The sequence below is a fragment of the Sphingomonas azotifigens NBRC 15497 genome, from assembly GCF_002091475.1.
GTDB classification, from domain to species: domain Bacteria; phylum Pseudomonadota; class Alphaproteobacteria; order Sphingomonadales; family Sphingomonadaceae; genus Sphingomonas; species Sphingomonas azotifigens.
This window is the reverse complement of record NZ_BCTR01000006.1, coordinates 70,720-87,027: the sequence shown is the minus strand read 5'-3', so window position 1 is coordinate 87,027 and position 16,308 is coordinate 70,720. Positions and strand designations below refer to the sequence as shown.

The window sequence follows — 16,308 nt, the reverse complement described above, 5'->3', positions numbered from 1 at the left end:
AGGGCGCGCGCTAAACGCGCGGTCCGCACAGGGGTGTAGCTCAGCTGGTTAGAGCGTCGGTCTCCAAAACCGAAGGCCCTCGGTTCGAATCCGAGCTCCCCTGCCACTTCCGGTAAGCGCCGGTTCGCGCGCGCACTCCCCCCCTCCAGCCAAGTCTTCTCGGCGAAGATTGACGCGGAGCGCATCATGGCGAACACAAAAGCGCTGGCAAGCAAACCGGTACGAAGCGAAATGTGCAACGCCAAGTCCCTTGTGCCTGGTACGGGCACCGGCCCCGGTCGTGGCGCCCCCTTCCGCAACGTCCGGCGACCATCCGGCCCGCCAGCGACACGATATGTTGTGACGCTATGCGAACCGCTGCACAAGCGAGAGGATTGTCACGGAATGTTGCCGCGCACCGAAGCAGCGGCGCCCAGGCGGTGGCGTTACCGGCCGCGCGGTGCGGTGACGCCTGCCTCGGTCTGCACCACCGGCTTCATCGTGCCATCCGCATTGTACTCCAGCCGCTCGACGGTCACCCCCCGGCGGCCGATCGCGCCGCTCAGGTCGCCGATGGCCAGTGTGGCGTTGTGCAGGAACAGGTACCAGTCGCCCTTGAACTGAACGATGCCGGGATGGATCGTGAAGCTGTACTTGCCCGAGCCGGTCAGTTCACCGCGATAGGTCCAAGGCCCCTGGATCGACGGTGCAGTGGCGTAGGACACCTTCTCGTCGCGATGCTTCGAACGGTCGAGCGAGGCATAGGTGAGGTAGTAGAGGGCGCCGCGCTTGTGCAGCCATGGCCCTTCCTCGAAATGCGGCGGCGTGATCTCGGTGATCGGCCCGTCAATCTCGATCATGTTGGGCTTCAGTTTGGCGATATAGCATTGGCGGTTGCCCCAGGCGAGCCAGGTGGTACCGTCGTCGTCGGTGAATACAGTCGGGTCGATGTCTTCCCAACTGTGCGTTCCCTTGGGCGTCATGCTGTTGGTGATCAGCGCCGAACCCTTGGCATCGACGAACGGCCCGGTCGGGCTGTCGGATACCGCCACCGCGATCGACTTGCCCGGATTGGTCGCGTCATGCTCCACGGCGGCGTAGAACCAGAACTTGCCGTTCTTCTGGATCGCCTGCGAGGCCCAGGCATCCTTCTTCGCCCATTTGAAATCGGCGACGTTCAGGATCGGACCGTGGTCGGTCCAATGGCGCATGTCGGTCGTGGAATAGACCAGCCATTCGCGCATGTTAAACATCTCGTCGCGCTGCGCCTCGTCGTGCCCGACATAGAGGTACAGCCGGTCTCCCACCACCAGCGGGGCAGGATCGGCGGTAAACTTGTCGCGGATGATCGGGTTCGATCCGGGCACGGGTCCCGCGGCTGTCTGCGCGGCGGCCGAGAATGTGGCGCCAAGCGGCACCAGACACGTGACCGCCAGCAGCGCGCGCGAAAATGCCTTGGTCATCATCCTCTCCTTGGGGCCAAGATGCGACAATAGTCCGAGTAGATCGGGCGTCAATAAAGGATGCCCACCGCGTATCGGGCTGCGGCGAACTTCGCACTGCTTCGAACCGGCTATGGAACCGGCAAGGCTTTTGCGAGACTTGGAGTATACACCTCATACACCATGCAGCAGGTACCGGGTCGCGTGCCACGCGCCCGGCCACCGTGCGACCATCGCCGCGGACGTCGAAGCGCTTGATTTCCGCAGCGACATCCGCAAGAGTAATGATACATTATATCATTCGAGCGTTCATGGCCTGCTGTTTCTCCCCGTTCTCTCCGATCTGCGCGATCGCTATGCCCGCTGGAGCGCGCGCATGAAGAGCCCATGCATCAGCATCTGTCGGTTCGACGGTCGCACCGGCTGGTGCGTCGCCTGCGGGCGCACGCTGCCCGAGTGCCGCGAATGGAAGAAGGCGCCCCGCCCCCGGCTGCTGGCGATCGGCAAGGCGCTGCCGGCGCGGCTGGCCAAGCTCGACGCGCGCGGCGTGCGGGTCACCGAGGAAGAGGCATGATCGAGCTTTCCGCGCTCTGGCTGGTGTTCGTGCTTGGGCTGCGCCACGGCCTCGATCCCGATCATGTCGCGGTGATCGACAATATCGTGTTCCGCACCGTGGAGGCCCGTCCCCGGATCGCCTTGTGGACCGGCACGCTGTTCGCGCTGGGCCACAGCCTTGCGGTCGCGTCGGTCGCCATCGGCGTGTCGCTGGCGGCGGATGCCTTCGCCCTGCCCGCCTGGTCCGCACCGATGATCGACCTCGCCGTGATCGGCCTGTTGCTCATCGTCGGTACACGCAACCTCCACGCATTGTGCACACAGACGCGCTATGCGCCGATCGGCTGGCGGAGCGGGCTGGTGCCGAAGCGGCTGCGTACCAGCACGCATCCGCTGGCGGTGATCGCGATCGGGGCAGTCTTCGGGCTGGTGTTCGATACGGCCACCCAGGCGGCCGCCTGGGGCGCCGCAGCGACGGCAAAGGGCGGGACGATGGCCGCGCTGGCAATCGCCGCAAGCTTTGCGATCGGCATGATGCTGGCCGATACGCTGGACAGCCAGATCGTCGGTCGACTGCTGCGCGCGGGCGGCCGCGCCACCGCGACTGCGCAGCGCTATCGCCGCGCGGTGGGCTGGGTGGTGGTGGCGCTCAGCTTCGGGACCGCCGGCTATGCGCTGGCCGAACTGGCAGGGCTGGATGTGGTGCTTTCCGATGGCGCATTCACCGCGATCGGAGTCGCTGCCGCGACGACGATCATTTTCCTGCTGCTCGTCAGCCGCTGGCGCGCCCATGCGAGCAAGCGCGCCTGACGGCAGTTCAACGATGGTTCGAGGGGGTATTTCTGCATGACGACGAACGTGCGGGGCGCATCGCGCCTGGCGCTGGCCGCATTCGCGGCCCTGGCCGCGGCGCCCGCATTCGCCCAAAACGCTTCGCCGGGCGGCACGGCCACGAGCGCGAGCGACGAGATCACCGTCACCGGCTGGCGCCTGCGCCAGCTCGACACGATCGCGCCGACCGGCAGCCGCCTGGATCTGACGATCCGCGACACCCCCGCGACGCTCGACCGGATCGGCGCCGACGAGATGCTGACGCGCGGCTTCCGCACGGTGGAGGAAGCGACCGACAGCCTGCCGGGAATCACCTCCGGCGGCTCGCCGGGCGATCCCTCGCTGTTCTCGATGCGCGGCTTCACCGGCGAGCAGATCACCATCCTGCACAACGGCCTGTATCTGGGGCCCGCCAACATGATCAACCGGCCGGGCAACAGCTTCAACCTCGCCGGCATCGACGTGCTGAAGGGACCGGGCTCGGTGCTCTACGGCCAGGGCGCGGTGGGTGGCGCGGTCAACATCGTCAACAAGCGGCCGGACTTTCAGGGCAATAGCGGCCAGGCGCTTGCCTCCTATGGCGAGTTCGACACGGTCAGCCTCGGCCTGGGCGGCAACCGCGTGCTGAGCGACACGCTCGCCGCGCGGGTCGATGCGAGCTATCATCGCTCGAGCGGCTATGTCGACGATACCGGTCCGCATTCGTTCAACGTGACGGGCGGGCTGCTCTACCGCCCGTCGAGCACGCTCTTGGTCGAGCTCAGCGTCGACTATCTGCGCGATCGGCTGTCGACCTATTACGGGACCCCGCTCCTGCCCGCAGGCGCGGCAGCGGATCCGATCGGCGGCATCCTCACCAGCGCGAACGGCGCGGTGGTCGATCGCCGCACCCGCTTCGTCAACTACAACGTGGCCGACAGCCGGGCGAACAGCTGGCAGGTCTGGCCGCGGCTTGCCGTCACCTGGTCGCCCTCGGATACGGTGACGCTCGCCAACACCGCCTATTATTTCCATGCCGACCGCCAGTGGATCAACGCGGAGAACTTCACCTACAATGCCGGCACCGGCCGCATCGACCGCGACCGGTTCTTCGTGTTCCACCGGCAGGACCTGATGGGGGACCAGGGCAGCGCCACCTTCCGCCACCACCTCGCCGGGCTTTCGAACAAGCTGGTGATCGGCTTCGACTACAGCCATCTCGATTTCGTCCGCAGCCGCGGCTTCCCGGACGGCGACAGCGTCGACCTGCTGCGACCGGTGCGCGGCAGCTTCGGCCCGCTCGACCGGCGGGTGAGCCCGACGCGCTGGGACCAGCTCGCGCTGTTCGCCGAGGATGCGCTGGACCTGACGCCCAGGCTCAAGCTGGTCACCGGCCTGCGCGCCGAGCGGCTGTACCTGACGCGCGAGAACTTCAACCTCGACGGCAGCTTCAACGCCCGATCGAGCTTCCGCCGCGTCTACAAGCCGTTCAACTGGCGCGCCGGCCTCGTCTATGACGTGACGCCGACGGCGACCGCCTATGCGTCCTACAGCACCGGGCAGGATCCGGTGGGCGCGAACATCTTCCTGGTGAATGCGGGCCAGAATTTCGCGCTGTCCAATTCGCGGCAGGTCGAGGCGGGGGTGAAGGCGTCGCTGCTCGGCGACCGCGGATCGGTGACGCTCGCCGCCTATGACATCGAGCGCCGCAACATCCTCACCCAGGTCGCGATCGACACGGTGAGCAATATCGGCCGTCAGCGTTCGCGCGGGATCGAGCTTTCGGGCGAGGCGCGGCTGACGCCGCACTGGGCGGTCACCGCCAGCGGCACCTATGTCGATGCCCGCTACGACGACTTCGTCGATCCCAATTACGGCGTCGCCGCATCGGGCAACCGGCCGCCGAACGTGCCGGACTGGACGGCGAATGTGTGGAGCAGCGTCCAGAAGATCGCCGGGTTGCCGCTGGAGGCGGGTGGCGGGGTGAAGTTCGTGGGCAAGCGCTTCGGCAACACCGCCAACACGCTGGTGCTGCGCCCCTATGCGACCGGCATCGTCTATGCCACCTGGGCGCTCACCCCGCGCCTGTCGCTGACCGGGCGGATCAACAACCTGTGGAACAAGACGTTCGTGCAATGGGCCGACATCTACTATCCGGCACAGGTGATGTTGGGAGAACCGCGCCGGGCCGAGGTGAGCCTGCTTGCCCGCTTCTGAGATGCATCCGTCACGGCGCCTGCTGGCCGTGCTGGTCTGGTTCCACCGCTGGATCGGCATCGCCACCTGCCTGATCTTCGCCGCCTGGTTCGCCAGCGGCGCGGTGATGCTGTTCCAGCCCTTCCCGTCGCTGCCGCATGGCGCGCAGATGGCGTTGCAGGCGCCGGTCGCCCCCCAGACCGATCTGGTCGCACCCGCGCAGGCGGCAGCGGCGGTTCCGGGCGCCGAGACGCTGCGGCTGATCCAGCGTGCCGCACGCCCTGCCTATGTCGTGGAAGGCGGCGGCCTGATGCGGGCTTTCGATGCCCGCACGGGCGCGCCGCTCCCGCTGCTTTCGCCTGCACAGGCGCTCGCCGAGGCGCGCCGGATCTTCGGCCACGCCGCCAGCGCCACCGGCCCGTTCGACTATGACCAATGGGTGGTCCACAACCGGTTCGACCCCGCCCGCCCCTTCTATCGCCTCGACGCGAACGACACCGACGGGACCCAGCTCTATCTGTCCGCGCGCTCGGGCGAACTGCTCCAGCGCACCAGCCGCAGCGCGCGCGCATGGAACTGGCCGGGCGCCGTCCTTCACTGGGCCTATGTAACGCCGCTGCGCAAGCACTGGCGCGCCTGGGATGCCAGCGTCTGGTGGCTGTCGCTGGTCTGCATGCTCGTCGCGATCGCGGGCATGGTCCTGGGGATCGTGCGCATGCTGGCGGCGCGGCGCCTCCATCCGCCCCGGCTCACCTTCTTCCGGCGTCCATGGCTCCGCTGGCACCATCTGCTCGGACTCGGCGCAGGCGTGTTCGTGCTCGGGTGGATCGTGAGCGGCTGGCTGTCGATGGACCATGGCCGCCTGTTCTCGCGCCGCACGCCCAGCGCAGCGCAGGCGCAGGCCTATGCCGGCTGCCCGCTGGCGGCAGTGCTCGGGCAGGTGGATCCCGCCCGCATGGCGGCCGGGCCGGTTCGCGAGATCGGCGTGACCCCGCTCGCCTGCCGCCCGGTGGTCACGCGCACCGCCGCGGACGGCAGCATCGAACGGGTCGACGGCAGCGGGCGCCGGATCGACGACGCGGCGATGCAGGCGCTGGTGCTGCGCGCCGTGGCAGCGGGCTGGCCGCAAGCGGCGGAGGCACGGATCCTGCCGGCCGATCCCACCGCGACCGACGCCTTGGCGGAAGGCTGGCCTCCCACGGCCTGGCGGGTGCGCCCGCACGCTCCCTCCGCAGCCGATCTCTATCTGGACGGCAACACCGGCCGGCTACTGACGGTGATGGATACCAGCCGGGCAGCCTATGCCTGGGCCTATTATGCGCTGCACACCGGCAATGTCCCCGGCCTGACGACACGCCCTGCGCTGCGCCGCACCCTGCTGCTCATTCCCCTGGCGGCGGGCTTGCTGTTCAGCGTCACCGGGGTCGTACTCGGCTGGCAGCGGCTGCGCGCTGGCGCTGCGCGAGCGGACGGTGCAGCGAGCGATGCCGATCCGGCGCGCCGCCCGAAACGCCACCGTGCGCGTCGCTGACAAGAGACTTTGCGCCGTGCCAAGGCGGTGGACGCGGCGGCGCATCCTCTTATGCTTGCCCCGCAACCCATATGGAGCCGTTCGCTGAAACACCTGGCCTATCCCCTCGCCGGCGCGCTCGCCCTTGCGGCGCTGCCCGCGGCCGCGCAGACGCGCTACGATCCCGCCGCGGCCTTCGCGCCGCTCACGCTGCCCAGCGCCGCGAACACGATCCGCGGTGCGAACGGCCTGCCGGGCCCCGGCTATTGGCAGAACCGCGCGGACTACCAGATCCACGCCACGCTCGACCCTGCCGTCAAGCAAATCCGCGGGACGGCGACGATCACCTACACCAACAACAGCCCCGATCGACTCGACTATCTCTGGCTTCAGCTCGACCAGAATCTCTACCGGCCGGGATCGCGCGGGGCGATGGCGAGCGGGCGCGTGCCGGGCGGCACCACCGAGGGGATGGTGATCGAGGCGGTCGAGCTGCTGTCCGGCGGCAAGACGATCGCGGTCACGCCGGTGATTTCGGACACGCGCATGCAGGTGCCGTTGCCGGCGGCACTACCCTCGCACGGCAAGCTGAGCCTGCGCATCCGCTACCATTTCACCATTCCCGGCGAATGGGGCGGGCGCATGGCCTGGGGCAAGGCGCAGGGCGGCGAGGTCTACAACATCGCGCAATGGTATCCGCGCATGGCCGTGTATGACGATCTGCGCGGCTGGGATCCGCTCCCCTATCTCGCCCAGGAATTCTACCTCGATTATGGCGACTTCGATTATTGGGTGACGCTGCCCGCCACCATGATCGTCGCGGGATCGGGCGAATTGCAGAACCCGCAGGACGTGCTCACCGCCACCCAGCGGGCGCGGCTCGCCAAGGCGCGGACCAGCGATGCGACGGTCGAGGTGATCGCGCCGGGCGAGATCGGCACCCCGGCTTCCCGCCCCCGGCAGGACGGCACGCTCACTTGGCATTTCCGCATGGAAAACAGCCGCGACGTCGCGTTCGCCGCCTCCTCCGCCTTCGCCTGGGATGCGGCGCGGATGAACCTGCCGGGCGGCAAGACCGGCCTCGCCATGTCGGTCTATCCGGCCGAGAGCCAGGGCCGCGACAAATGGGGCCGCTCGACCGAATATCTGAAGCACGCGGTCGAGGAATTCTCGCGCCGCTGGTATCCCTATCCCTGGCCCAACGCCGTCAACGTCGCCGGCATCGCGACCGGCATGGAATATCCCGGCATCGTGTTCGACGGGATCGAGGACAGCGGCAAGGAGCTGTTCTGGATCACCGCGCATGAGATCGGCCATAGCTGGTTCCCGATGATCGTCGGCTTCGACGAGCGACGCGACGCCTGGATGGACGAAGGCTTCAACACCTTCATCGACGTGTACGAATCCGATGCCTTCAACCACGGCGAATATGGGCCGAAGCGTGACAGCGAATATGCCGAAGGCGGCGGCAATCCGGTGGACGAGATCCTGCCGATCCTCGCCGATCCGAACGCGCCGCCGATCCTCTCGCGCGCGGATACGGTGACCGAGAAATACCGGCACGCGGTGACCTATTTCAAATCGGCGCTGGGCCTCACTCTGCTGCGCGAGCAGATCCTGGGCCCCGAGCGGTTCGATCCCGCCTTCCGCCGCTTCATCGCCGCCTGGGCGTTCAAGCATCCCAAGCCCGCCGATTTCTTCCGCGCGATCGAAGACGCCAGCGGCGAGGACCTGAGCTGGTGGTGGCGCGGCTGGTATCTCCACAATTGGACGCTCGACCAGGCGGTCACCCGGATCAGCCCGGCGCGCGGCGGCGCGGGCTCGCTGGTGACGGTGGAGAATCGCGATCCGATGGTGATGCCGGCCACGCTGCGCGTCACCTTCGCGGACGGTTCGAAGCGCGACATCGCCCTGCCGGCGGAAACCTGGATCCGAAAGGCCAGCACCGACGTGTATGTGCCCGGCCCGCAAGCTGTGGTTCGCGCCGAGATCGACCCCGACCACAAGCTGCCCGACCGCGACAGGAGCAACAACGTGGCAAGATGATATCGGGGCGGCCGCCGTTAGGCCCAGCTGCTCCCGATCACACCGCCCGGTACGCCAGGCGCCGGGATCTGCTCCACCAGTCCCTGCAGCTCAAACTGGTCGAGGCCAATCGTCATCAGCGCCAGCGTGCCGCGCAGCTGATCGGCGGTGATGTTGCGGGTGATGAACACCAGCCGCGTCCGCCGGTCGTCGGTAGGCCAAGCGTCCAGCTCCACCGGCGGGTGGAACAGATGCTGCACCCCGTGCACCACCACCGGCCTGGGGTGATCGAGCAGATGCACGATCCCTTTCACGCGCAGAATGTCCGCGCCCTTCAGGCTTGTCAGGATGTCGATCCACCGCTCGAACGCCTCGACGCGCAGCGGCGCGTCAAAGGTCAGGCAGGTCGCGCGGATGTGATCGTCGTGGCGGTTCACGTCGTGATGGTGATGATGGTGATCGTGGTCACCATGCCCGTGCGCGGCGTCATAGGCCTCGGCCTGCAGCCAGCGCTGCACGTCGAGGCTCTTAGTCTCGGGATTGTACAGGCCGGCGTCAAACAGCCGGTCGGCCTCGACCACGCCGTGGAGCACCGACACGATCGGCGCGGCCGGGTTGATCGCGCGCAACCGCGCCTCGATCTCCCGCCGGGCGTCGCTGGACAAAAGATCGATCTTGGTGAGCACGATGCGATCTGCGACCGCGGCCTGGCGCACCGCCTCTGCCTGGGTGTCGAGAGTCGCCATGCCGTTGAACGCGTCCACCGTGGTGATCACGCCGTCCAGTCGGTAGAGCGTGCGCAGCTGCGGATCGGCCATCAGCGTGTGCAGGATCGGCGCGGGATCGGCGAGGCCCGTCGTCTCGATCACGACGCGATCGAACCAGCAGCGGCCTTCGCGCGCGAACCGCCAGGGCGCGTCGCGCAGGGTGGCGCGCAGGTCGCCGCGGATGGTGCAGCACAGGCAGCCGCCCATCATCTCGACGACCATGTCCTCGTTCGATCGCGCGATCAGATCATGGTCCAGCCCCACGGCGCCGAACTCGTTGATGATCACCAGCGCGCGGCGCAGCGTCGGCGTGCGTACCAGATGGTTGAGCAGCGTCGTCTTGCCGCTGCCCAGGAACCCGGTGAGCACGCTGACCGGGATCAGCGCCTGTTCGCCCGCGATCACGCCGCTCATGCCGGAAGGCCGGGCGCGGGGGCCGGATCGATCGCGAGCAGCAGGCGCGTCTCGCCGGTGTCGCCGATCGGCGGCGAACGATGCAGGATCGCCAGCGCGTCGGTCGCAAGCCGGCCCTTGAAGATGGCGACGTCGGCGGTCCGCATCTGGCGGATCGGCGTGTCGGGGCCCGCCTCGACATGGACCCACTGCGTGCCCGATCCCACCAGGGTGGTGAGCAGCCGGGCGATCACATGATCCGCATGGAATTTGCGGCAGGCGTCGGTCTCGATCACCTCGAGCCGGATGGCGAGCGCGTCGATCTTCTGGATCGCGCCGAAGCGGCGGGCATGGCCGACGATCTCCCCGGCCAGCGCGTCCGCGCGGGCGCCCGCCGGGTAGCCTGCTTCGGCGAGCCCCTCGGCGACGTCCGCCTCCAGCATCGCCAGCGTCGTCGCGAAGTCGAGATCGTCGATCTTCCGCCAATCGAGCTGCGGCAGCCAGGCGAGCGCGATGGGCAGCCGTCGGTTCCAGATCGCGAGGTGTACCTCCGGTCGCGCCACGGCTTCCAGCACGCTGGGATCGCCGCGCTCCACCGCTATCGCCGATGGCGCCCTGCGCGCATGTGGCCACGCGATCATGCCGCCGCCGCGCAAGGTACGACCGGGCGAAGCAGCGGGTTGTGCGGCACCGTCTCTCCGGCTTCGCGGAAGCCGAACGGCGATGAGGAACAAGGCTTGGGCGCGCGGCCGGGGCCGGCAAAGGCGATGGGAACCAACCGACAATCCTCGATGGTATGATATGATGTATCATCCCTATCAACGAAGACGTCGTAGCTCAAGTCGCCGCGCGACGGGAAAGCCGGACATGGCGCAGGCCCTCGCGATCGGGCCTGCCGACTCGCGCGCGGCTGACAAACTGGCGTAATAAAATATTGTCACCCACCCCTCGCCACGCCACAGGGCGCGGAGCGGAGACATGACGATGCACGACGACAAGCCCCTTGCCCCCGAACCGGCCGACGCCCCCGAGGCGGTGGCGAACCCCGAGCGGCGCGCGCTGCTCGGCGCCGTCGGCATGGCCGGCGTGCTGGCGGCAGCGCCGTCCGAAGCGGCGCGTCGCAGCGCCGGAGGATTGGCCGAAATCGAGACCGTCGTGGTGATCTACGCCGAAAATCGCAGCTTCAACAATCTGTTCGCCGGCTTCCCCGGCCTTGCCGACCCGCTCGCGGCGGCGCCCGCTGCCCGCACCGCTCAGCGCGATCGCGACGGATCGGTGTTGAAGGCGCTGCCCAAGATATGGGAAGGCATGGTGCCCGACGAACAGGTGGTGGAGCATCGCCGCTACAAGATTGGGCCGGACGATCTGCCGCCGCTGGCCAATGCACCCTTCGCGCTGGCGACACCCGAGGGCGATCCGCTGCCGCACGGCGTGGTGACCCGCGACCTCGTCCATGCCTTTTACCAGAACCAGCTGCAGATCAACGGCGGCCGCAACGACGGCTTCGTCGCCTGGGGCGACAGCGGCGCGCTGGTGATGGGCCATTATGGCGAGGCTTCCGCCAAGCTGCGCCTGTGGCAGATCGCGCGCGAGTTCACGCTGTGCGACCGCTTCTTCATGGGCGCGTTCGGCGGGTCCTATCTCAACCACCAGTATCTCGTCGCGGCGCGCCCGCCCTTCTATCCCGATGCCGACAAGAGCCCGGCGCGCGGCCGCATCGCCCAGGTGGAGGGCCAGGATCCCAAAGGCATCCGCCTCAAGCTGAAGCCCGCTTCGCCCAGGAGCGCGATGGACGGCCCGCCCGATTTCGTCCCCAGCTCGCTGACGCCCGATTTCTGGTCGGTCAACACGATGCTGCCGCCCTATGCGCCGACCTACCAGCTCGATCCCGAGCGGCCCGGCTATGCCGACTGGAGCGACGCCAAGACGATGGTGCCGCAGCGGCACGCGACGATCGGCGACCTTCTTTCCGCCAAGGGCGTGTCCTGGGCCTGGTATGCCGGCGGCTGGGCCGCCGCGCTGGCGGGCCATGCCAATGACGGCAGCTTTCCCAGCCGGCCCAATTTCCAGCCGCATCACCAGCCGCTCAACTATTTCGAACAGTTCGCGCCCGGCACCGCCGCGCGGGCCGCGCATCTGCGCGATGCGGGCGAAGGCGAAACGCCGCGCACCAACCACTTCCTCGCCGACGTGGCAGCCGGCACCCTGCCCGCGGTGAGCTTCTACAAGCCGCAGGGCAACCTCAACATGCATGCCGGCTATTCGGACGTCGAAGCGGGCGACCAGCATATCGCGGTGGTGGTCGATGCGCTGCGCCGGAGCCCGCAATGGCACAAGATGGTCGTCGTCATCACCTTCGACGAGAATGGCGGCTGGTGGGACCATGTGCCCCCGCCCAAGGGCGACCGCTGGGGCCCGGGCACGCGCATCCCCGCCGTGATCGTCTCCCCCTTCGCCAAGCGCGGGCATGTCGACCACACCACGTACGACACCGGATCGATCGCGCGCTTCCTCACCCGCCGCTTCGGCCTGCCGACGCTGCCCGGCCTGGTGGAGCGCGAGCGCGCAATGGTCGCCGCGGGCGGGCCGGCACCCGGCGACCTCACGGGCGCACTGACGATCGGCTGAACGGCGAGCGAGAAGGATATATTGTATCATTCCCGGGCACCCGCTAGGGGGCGATGCGTGATCAACAACATTGGACCCTGCATGCGCGCCTCTCGTCTTCTCGCTCTCCTCGCCACCTCGATGCTGGCGCACCCGGCCTATGCCGACGAGGGCATGTGGACCTTCGACAATTTCCCCGCCGCCAAGGTGAAGGCGACGTACGGGGTGACGATCGACCAGGCATGGCTGGACAAGGTGCGCGGCGCGGCCGTGCGCCTCTCCGGCGGCTGCTCCGCTTCGGTGGTGGGCGCGCGCGGGCTGGTGCTGACCAACAATCACTGCGTCGCCGAATGCGCGCAGGACCTCTCCTCCAAGGGCAACGACCTGTACATCCAGGGTATCGTCACCGCCCGCCCCGAGGAGGAGCGCAAATGCCCCGGCATGCAGGGCGAGATCCTCGAGGGCATCACCGACGTGACCGCGCAGGTCCGCAAGGCGGGCGACGGGCTGGCCGGCGCGGCGCTGATCCAGGCCCGCACCGCGGCGATCGGCGCGATCGAGGTGCAGGGCTGTGCGCAGTCCCCGGCAACGCTGCGCTGCCAGGTGGTCGATCTCTACCATGGCGGGCAGTACAAGCTCTATCGCTACCGCAAATATGCCGATGTCCGGCTGGTCTTCTCGCCGGGCGTGCCGACCGCCTTTTTCGGCGGCGACCCGGACAATTTCAACTTCCCCCGCTATGCGCTCGATGCCGCGTTCGTGCGGCTCTACGAGAACGACAAGCCGGCGGCGACCCCGCAGCATCTGCGGTGGAACCCCATGGCTCCCAAGGCGGGCGAGCCGGTGTTCGTCGCCGGCAATCCCGGCGGCACCGATCGCCAGCTGACCGTCGCCCAGCTGGAGCGCCAGCGCGACCGCACGCTGCCGCTCACCCTGCTGCGCATGGCCGAACTGCGCGGCCGGCTGATCCAGTTCGGCGCCGAATCCGACGAGCATCGCCGTCTCGCCCAGGATCTGCTGTTCGGCATCGAGAATGGCTACAAGGTCTATTTCGGCCGGCTGTTCGCGCTGAACGACGCGGCCTTCCTGGCCGACAAGCGCGCCCAGGAGGCGGCGCTACGCGCCAAGGCGGGCATCGGCGATGCCCCCTGGCAGCAGATCGCCGGGGCGCAGGCGCAGGCGGAGAGGCTCTATCTCGACTATAGCTATATCGCCGGCGGCCCGATGGGATCGTCGCTGTTCGGCTATGCCCGCGCGCTGGTGCGCGCCGGCAGCGAGCGCGCCAAGCCGGCGGCGCAACGCCTGCCCGGCTTCGCGGACTCGCAGTTGCCGCTGCTCGAGAAGCAGATCCTCGACGCAACCCCCGTGTCGCCGGAACTGGAGCAGCTGACCCTCACCTTCTGGCTGTCCAAGGCCCGTGAATATCTCAGCAGCGACGGCGCCGGCACCCGGCTGCTGCTCGGCAAGGACAGCCCGGAGACGCTGGGCGCGGCGCTATCCCGCTCGCGGCTCGGCGATCCTGCCTATCGCAAACAACTTTGGGAAGGTGGCTCCGCGGCGATCACGGCGTCGGACGATCCGCTGATCGTCTTTGCCCGCCGCATCGATCCCGAGGCGCGCCGGCTCCAGGCGGCGTGGAACGACACGGTGACCGGCCCGACAGTGGCAGCGAGCGAGCAGATCGCCCAGGCGCGCTTCGCCGCCTTTGGCGACAGCCTCTACCCCGACGCGACCTTCACGCTGCGGCTATCCTATGGGAAGATCGCCGGCTGGAACGAGCGGGGCAGCGCGGTGCCGCCCTTCACGACCTTCGCGGGGCTGTATGCGCGGGCGACCGGCCAGGCGCCGTTCAAGCTCGATCCGCGCTGGGTCGCGGCGAAGGACCGGCTGAACCCGAACACGATCTTCGACATCAGCACCACGAACGACATCATCGGCGGTAATTCGGGTTCGCCGCTGATCAACGCCAAGGCCGAAGTGATCGGGGCGGTGTTCGACGGCAACATCCACAGCCTGGGCGGCAACTATGGCTATGATCCCGCCACCAATCGGGCGATCTCGGTATCGGCGGCAGCGGTGAGCGAAGCACTGCGCAAAGTCTATGGTGCCACCGCACTCGCGGATGAACTCGGCAGTTGAGCTGGTTGGGGAGAGGCTTCGCTCCCCGACCATAGCCTAGATGGTTGATCCCAGCATGTGGAGGGCCGTGACCTGAGGGGGTGGGCGGCCCTCCACCAACGTAGCTGTACAAGGATATGGCCGTTGAACCATGTGGGAGCCGCAATCGACGTGCGGGTTGTCAAAATGGCGGTCCCGGGGGAAACCGCCGAGCAAATGTATTTCGGCAGCCTTCGTAGAACGGTTTTTCGCGATCGCATCAGCCCGCTATCCTGGGGTTTGTATCGCCACCGGATAGGCAGCGACGGACGACTGTCCGCATGCGGGTGACCACCTTCGCCTGCTCCTTGTTCGTGGCCATGGTACGGTGTCCTGTTCCTTGATGCGGCACGACATTCGTCTCGGCGGCGTTGCGCAGGCTTGAGCAGCCTTGCGCATCGCGAGCGCGATCAGAAGCGGAAGCTGATCCAGCCGGCCACAAAGTCCGAACTGGCATATCCTGCCTTGGTCAGCGAAGGGCCTGCGGCGAGGTGCTCGTAACGCCCCGTCACCGACAGACGCGGCGTGACCGTCCAGATCGCCTGCAACTGGAGCACGTCGCCGATCCTGGCATCGGGCACCTTCTGCGTGCCGGCGAACGGGGCGCCGTTGGCGCGGTACACCGCGTCGTGCACATCCGCCCGCCATGCCCGCTGCAGCGCGCCCGACAGGCGAAGCTTCGGCGTCGGCGACACGCTGAAGGTCGGCGCCACGGCGATCAGGTTGCTCGGCGTCAGGAACAGCGCATAGCTGTAATAGATGTTGTTGCCGAACGGGGCATAGGCATTGCGCAGCTTGCCGTCGCCATAGCCGCCCCCGCCGCTGGCATAATCGGCATGGAAGCCGATCCGCGGCGCGGCAGCGCTGTTCCCCAGTCGGACATTCTGGGCGAACAGCAATTGCCATGCGTCAATCGTCTGGTCGCGATAGGTCCCCCATTGATGGTTGGCGGTCCAGTCGATCGTCACCCGCCCCGCCTCGCCGAAAATATGGGTGCCGAGATAATAGCGCGTCGCCGGACCGACGCGACCGCCCCAGGCGCCCACCTTGTTGCGACGGCGCCAGAAGAAGGGATCGACATAGAGCTTCGAGCCACCGAACCAGCGCTTGGGCACGACGAAGCCCAGCGTCACGCCCGAAAAGCGCCGCGCGGGATCGATGACATCGTCGTCGGTCCCCAGATCGCCATATTGGGTGGGCTTGAGGTCGAACGCGTCGACCCGCATCGTCGCGGTGCGCGCCCAGGCGCGCAGGCCGTTCACGGTATAGCGGATCGTGTTGTTGTCGCGCTGGGAGACGAGCAGATTGGGGCCGTCGACGAACTCTTGCCGGCCATAGCGCGCGCCGACCTCCACGTCCGCGATTCTGCCCTTTGCCTCGACGAACAGCTGCTGCATGGCGACGGCGTTGCGCAGCGTGGCGGCGGGCGCGCCCAGTTCCACGCCGCTGATGCCGCCATGCGCCAGCTCGGCATAGACGCGCAGATGCTCGCCGACATGCACATCGGCACCGCCGACCAGCCGGACGATGTCCTGGCGCTGGGCGCGACTGTCGCGGAGGTTGGGGTTGGTCGTGTGGTTGACGCGCAGCCGCGCCTCACCCGAAAGCGTGACGTACACGTCGCCGCTGGGCGTGACCTTCACGCATTTGAGGGCGTCGATCGGATCGTCGCGCTTGGCGGGGTCGCACAGCTTGCGCCAGTCCTCCGCCCAGCGCGAGAGGTTGTAGCCGCCGGTGGTGGCACCGTCGCCGGCGGCAGCGGCGGGATAGAGGCTGGCCTTGTCGGCGGTCTGCGCGGAGGCCGACATCGCCAGGACGAGCGCCGGGGTGGCGCCGAGGGCGCGAAGCAGAAGCTGCATGGAGGCGC

The 16,308-nt window shown here is 67.9% G+C and carries 11 protein-coding genes and 1 tRNA gene; 8 read left to right on the top strand and 4 right to left on the bottom strand.

Features of this window, described 5'->3' with window-relative positions; genetic code table 11:
• The first annotated feature begins 29 nt into the window (after nucleotides 1-29).
• Nucleotides 30-106 (top strand) — tRNA-Trp (locus SAZ01S_RS03265).
• 319 nt (nucleotides 107-425) lie between these two features.
• On the opposite strand, the gene SAZ01S_RS03260 is transcribed toward SAZ01S_RS03265, so the two are convergent.
• On the bottom strand, nucleotides 426-1,442 hold the full coding sequence (locus SAZ01S_RS03260; RefSeq protein ID WP_245824560.1) for a glycoside hydrolase family 43 protein: 1,017 nt from the start codon (nucleotides 1,440-1,442) through the stop codon (nucleotides 426-428).
• A 355-nt stretch (nucleotides 1,443-1,797) separates the two neighbouring features.
• Between SAZ01S_RS03260 and SAZ01S_RS03255 the strand changes: the two genes are divergently transcribed.
• The 5 genes from SAZ01S_RS03255 to SAZ01S_RS03235 are packed head-to-tail and all read left to right on the top strand — an operon-like array spanning nucleotide 1,798 to nucleotide 8,538.
• On the top strand, nucleotides 1,798-1,995 hold the full coding sequence (locus tag SAZ01S_RS03255; RefSeq protein ID WP_084580011.1) for a DUF1289 domain-containing protein: 198 nt from the start codon (nucleotides 1,798-1,800) through the stop codon (nucleotides 1,993-1,995).
• On the top strand, nucleotides 1,992-2,786 hold the full coding sequence (locus tag SAZ01S_RS03250; RefSeq protein WP_084580009.1) for a HoxN/HupN/NixA family nickel/cobalt transporter: 795 nt from the start codon (nucleotides 1,992-1,994) through the stop codon (nucleotides 2,784-2,786). Before SAZ01S_RS03255 ends, SAZ01S_RS03250 begins: the two co-directional genes overlap by 4 nt.
• A gap of 36 nt (nucleotides 2,787-2,822) precedes the next feature.
• On the top strand, nucleotides 2,823-5,003 hold the full coding sequence (locus SAZ01S_RS03245) for a TonB-dependent receptor (protein WP_084580007.1): 2,181 nt from the start codon (nucleotides 2,823-2,825) through the stop codon (nucleotides 5,001-5,003).
• Nucleotides 4,990-6,513, top strand: a complete 1,524-nt coding sequence (locus tag SAZ01S_RS03240) for a PepSY domain-containing protein (protein WP_245824558.1) — start codon at nucleotides 4,990-4,992, stop codon at nucleotides 6,511-6,513. Before SAZ01S_RS03245 ends, SAZ01S_RS03240 begins: the two co-directional genes overlap by 14 nt.
• A gap of 9 nt (nucleotides 6,514-6,522) precedes the next feature.
• Nucleotides 6,523-8,538, top strand: a complete 2,016-nt coding sequence (locus SAZ01S_RS03235; RefSeq protein ID WP_245824556.1) for a M1 family metallopeptidase — start codon at nucleotides 6,523-6,525, stop codon at nucleotides 8,536-8,538.
• A 17-nt stretch (nucleotides 8,539-8,555) separates the two neighbouring features.
• Here the strand turns inward: SAZ01S_RS03235 and SAZ01S_RS03230 are convergent, their stop codons facing one another.
• Together SAZ01S_RS03230 and SAZ01S_RS03225 are read right to left on the bottom strand one after the other, a co-directional pair.
• Complete coding sequence (locus SAZ01S_RS03230; protein ID WP_084580003.1) at nucleotides 8,556-9,698, bottom strand: CobW family GTP-binding protein; 1,143 nt, start codon at nucleotides 9,696-9,698, stop codon at nucleotides 8,556-8,558.
• Complete coding sequence (locus SAZ01S_RS03225) at nucleotides 9,695-10,318, bottom strand: DUF1826 domain-containing protein (RefSeq protein ID WP_084580001.1); 624 nt, start codon at nucleotides 10,316-10,318, stop codon at nucleotides 9,695-9,697. Before SAZ01S_RS03225 ends, SAZ01S_RS03230 begins: the two co-directional genes overlap by 4 nt.
• A gap of 337 nt (nucleotides 10,319-10,655) precedes the next feature.
• On the opposite strand from SAZ01S_RS03225, the gene acpA reads away from it, so the two are divergent.
• Both acpA and SAZ01S_RS03215 read left to right on the top strand, forming a co-directional pair.
• Nucleotides 10,656-12,305 carry an acid phosphatase gene (gene acpA / locus SAZ01S_RS03220; RefSeq protein ID WP_245824554.1) on the top strand — a complete coding sequence of 550 codons (1,650 nt, stop codon included), beginning with the start codon at nucleotides 10,656-10,658 and terminating at the stop codon, nucleotides 12,303-12,305.
• Between the two features lie 81 nt (nucleotides 12,306-12,386).
• Nucleotides 12,387-14,423 carry a S46 family peptidase gene (locus SAZ01S_RS03215; RefSeq protein WP_084579997.1) on the top strand — a complete coding sequence of 679 codons (2,037 nt, stop codon included), beginning with the start codon at nucleotides 12,387-12,389 and terminating at the stop codon, nucleotides 14,421-14,423.
• Nucleotides 14,424-14,851: 428 nt separating this feature from the next.
• Here the strand turns inward: SAZ01S_RS03215 and SAZ01S_RS03210 are convergent, their stop codons facing one another.
• Nucleotides 14,852-16,300: an alginate export family protein gene (locus tag SAZ01S_RS03210; RefSeq protein ID WP_084579995.1), complete on the bottom strand. Its 1,449-nt coding sequence runs from the start codon at nucleotides 16,298-16,300 to the stop codon at nucleotides 14,852-14,854.
• Nucleotides 16,301-16,308: the final 8 nt, after the last annotated feature.

Coding starts and splice junctions, on each gene's coding strand:
- SAZ01S_RS03260 (WP_245824560.1), bottom strand. CDS start 1,442: ATGACCAAGGCATTTTCGCGCGCGCTGCTGGCGGTCACGTGTCTGGTG.
- SAZ01S_RS03255 (WP_084580011.1), top strand. CDS start 1,798: ATGAAGAGCCCATGCATCAGCATCTGTCGGTTCGACGGTCGCACCGGC.
- SAZ01S_RS03250 (WP_084580009.1), top strand. CDS start 1,992: ATGATCGAGCTTTCCGCGCTCTGGCTGGTGTTCGTGCTTGGGCTGCGC.
- SAZ01S_RS03245 (WP_084580007.1), top strand. CDS start 2,823: ATGACGACGAACGTGCGGGGCGCATCGCGCCTGGCGCTGGCCGCATTC.
- SAZ01S_RS03230 (WP_084580003.1), bottom strand. CDS start 9,698: ATGAGCGGCGTGATCGCGGGCGAACAGGCGCTGATCCCGGTCAGCGTG.
- SAZ01S_RS03225 (WP_084580001.1), bottom strand. CDS start 10,318: ATGATCGCGTGGCCACATGCGCGCAGGGCGCCATCGGCGATAGCGGTG.
- acpA (WP_245824554.1), top strand. CDS start 10,656: ATGACGATGCACGACGACAAGCCCCTTGCCCCCGAACCGGCCGACGCC.
- SAZ01S_RS03215 (WP_084579997.1), top strand. CDS start 12,387: ATGCGCGCCTCTCGTCTTCTCGCTCTCCTCGCCACCTCGATGCTGGCG.
- SAZ01S_RS03210 (WP_084579995.1), bottom strand. CDS start 16,300: ATGCAGCTTCTGCTTCGCGCCCTCGGCGCCACCCCGGCGCTCGTCCTG.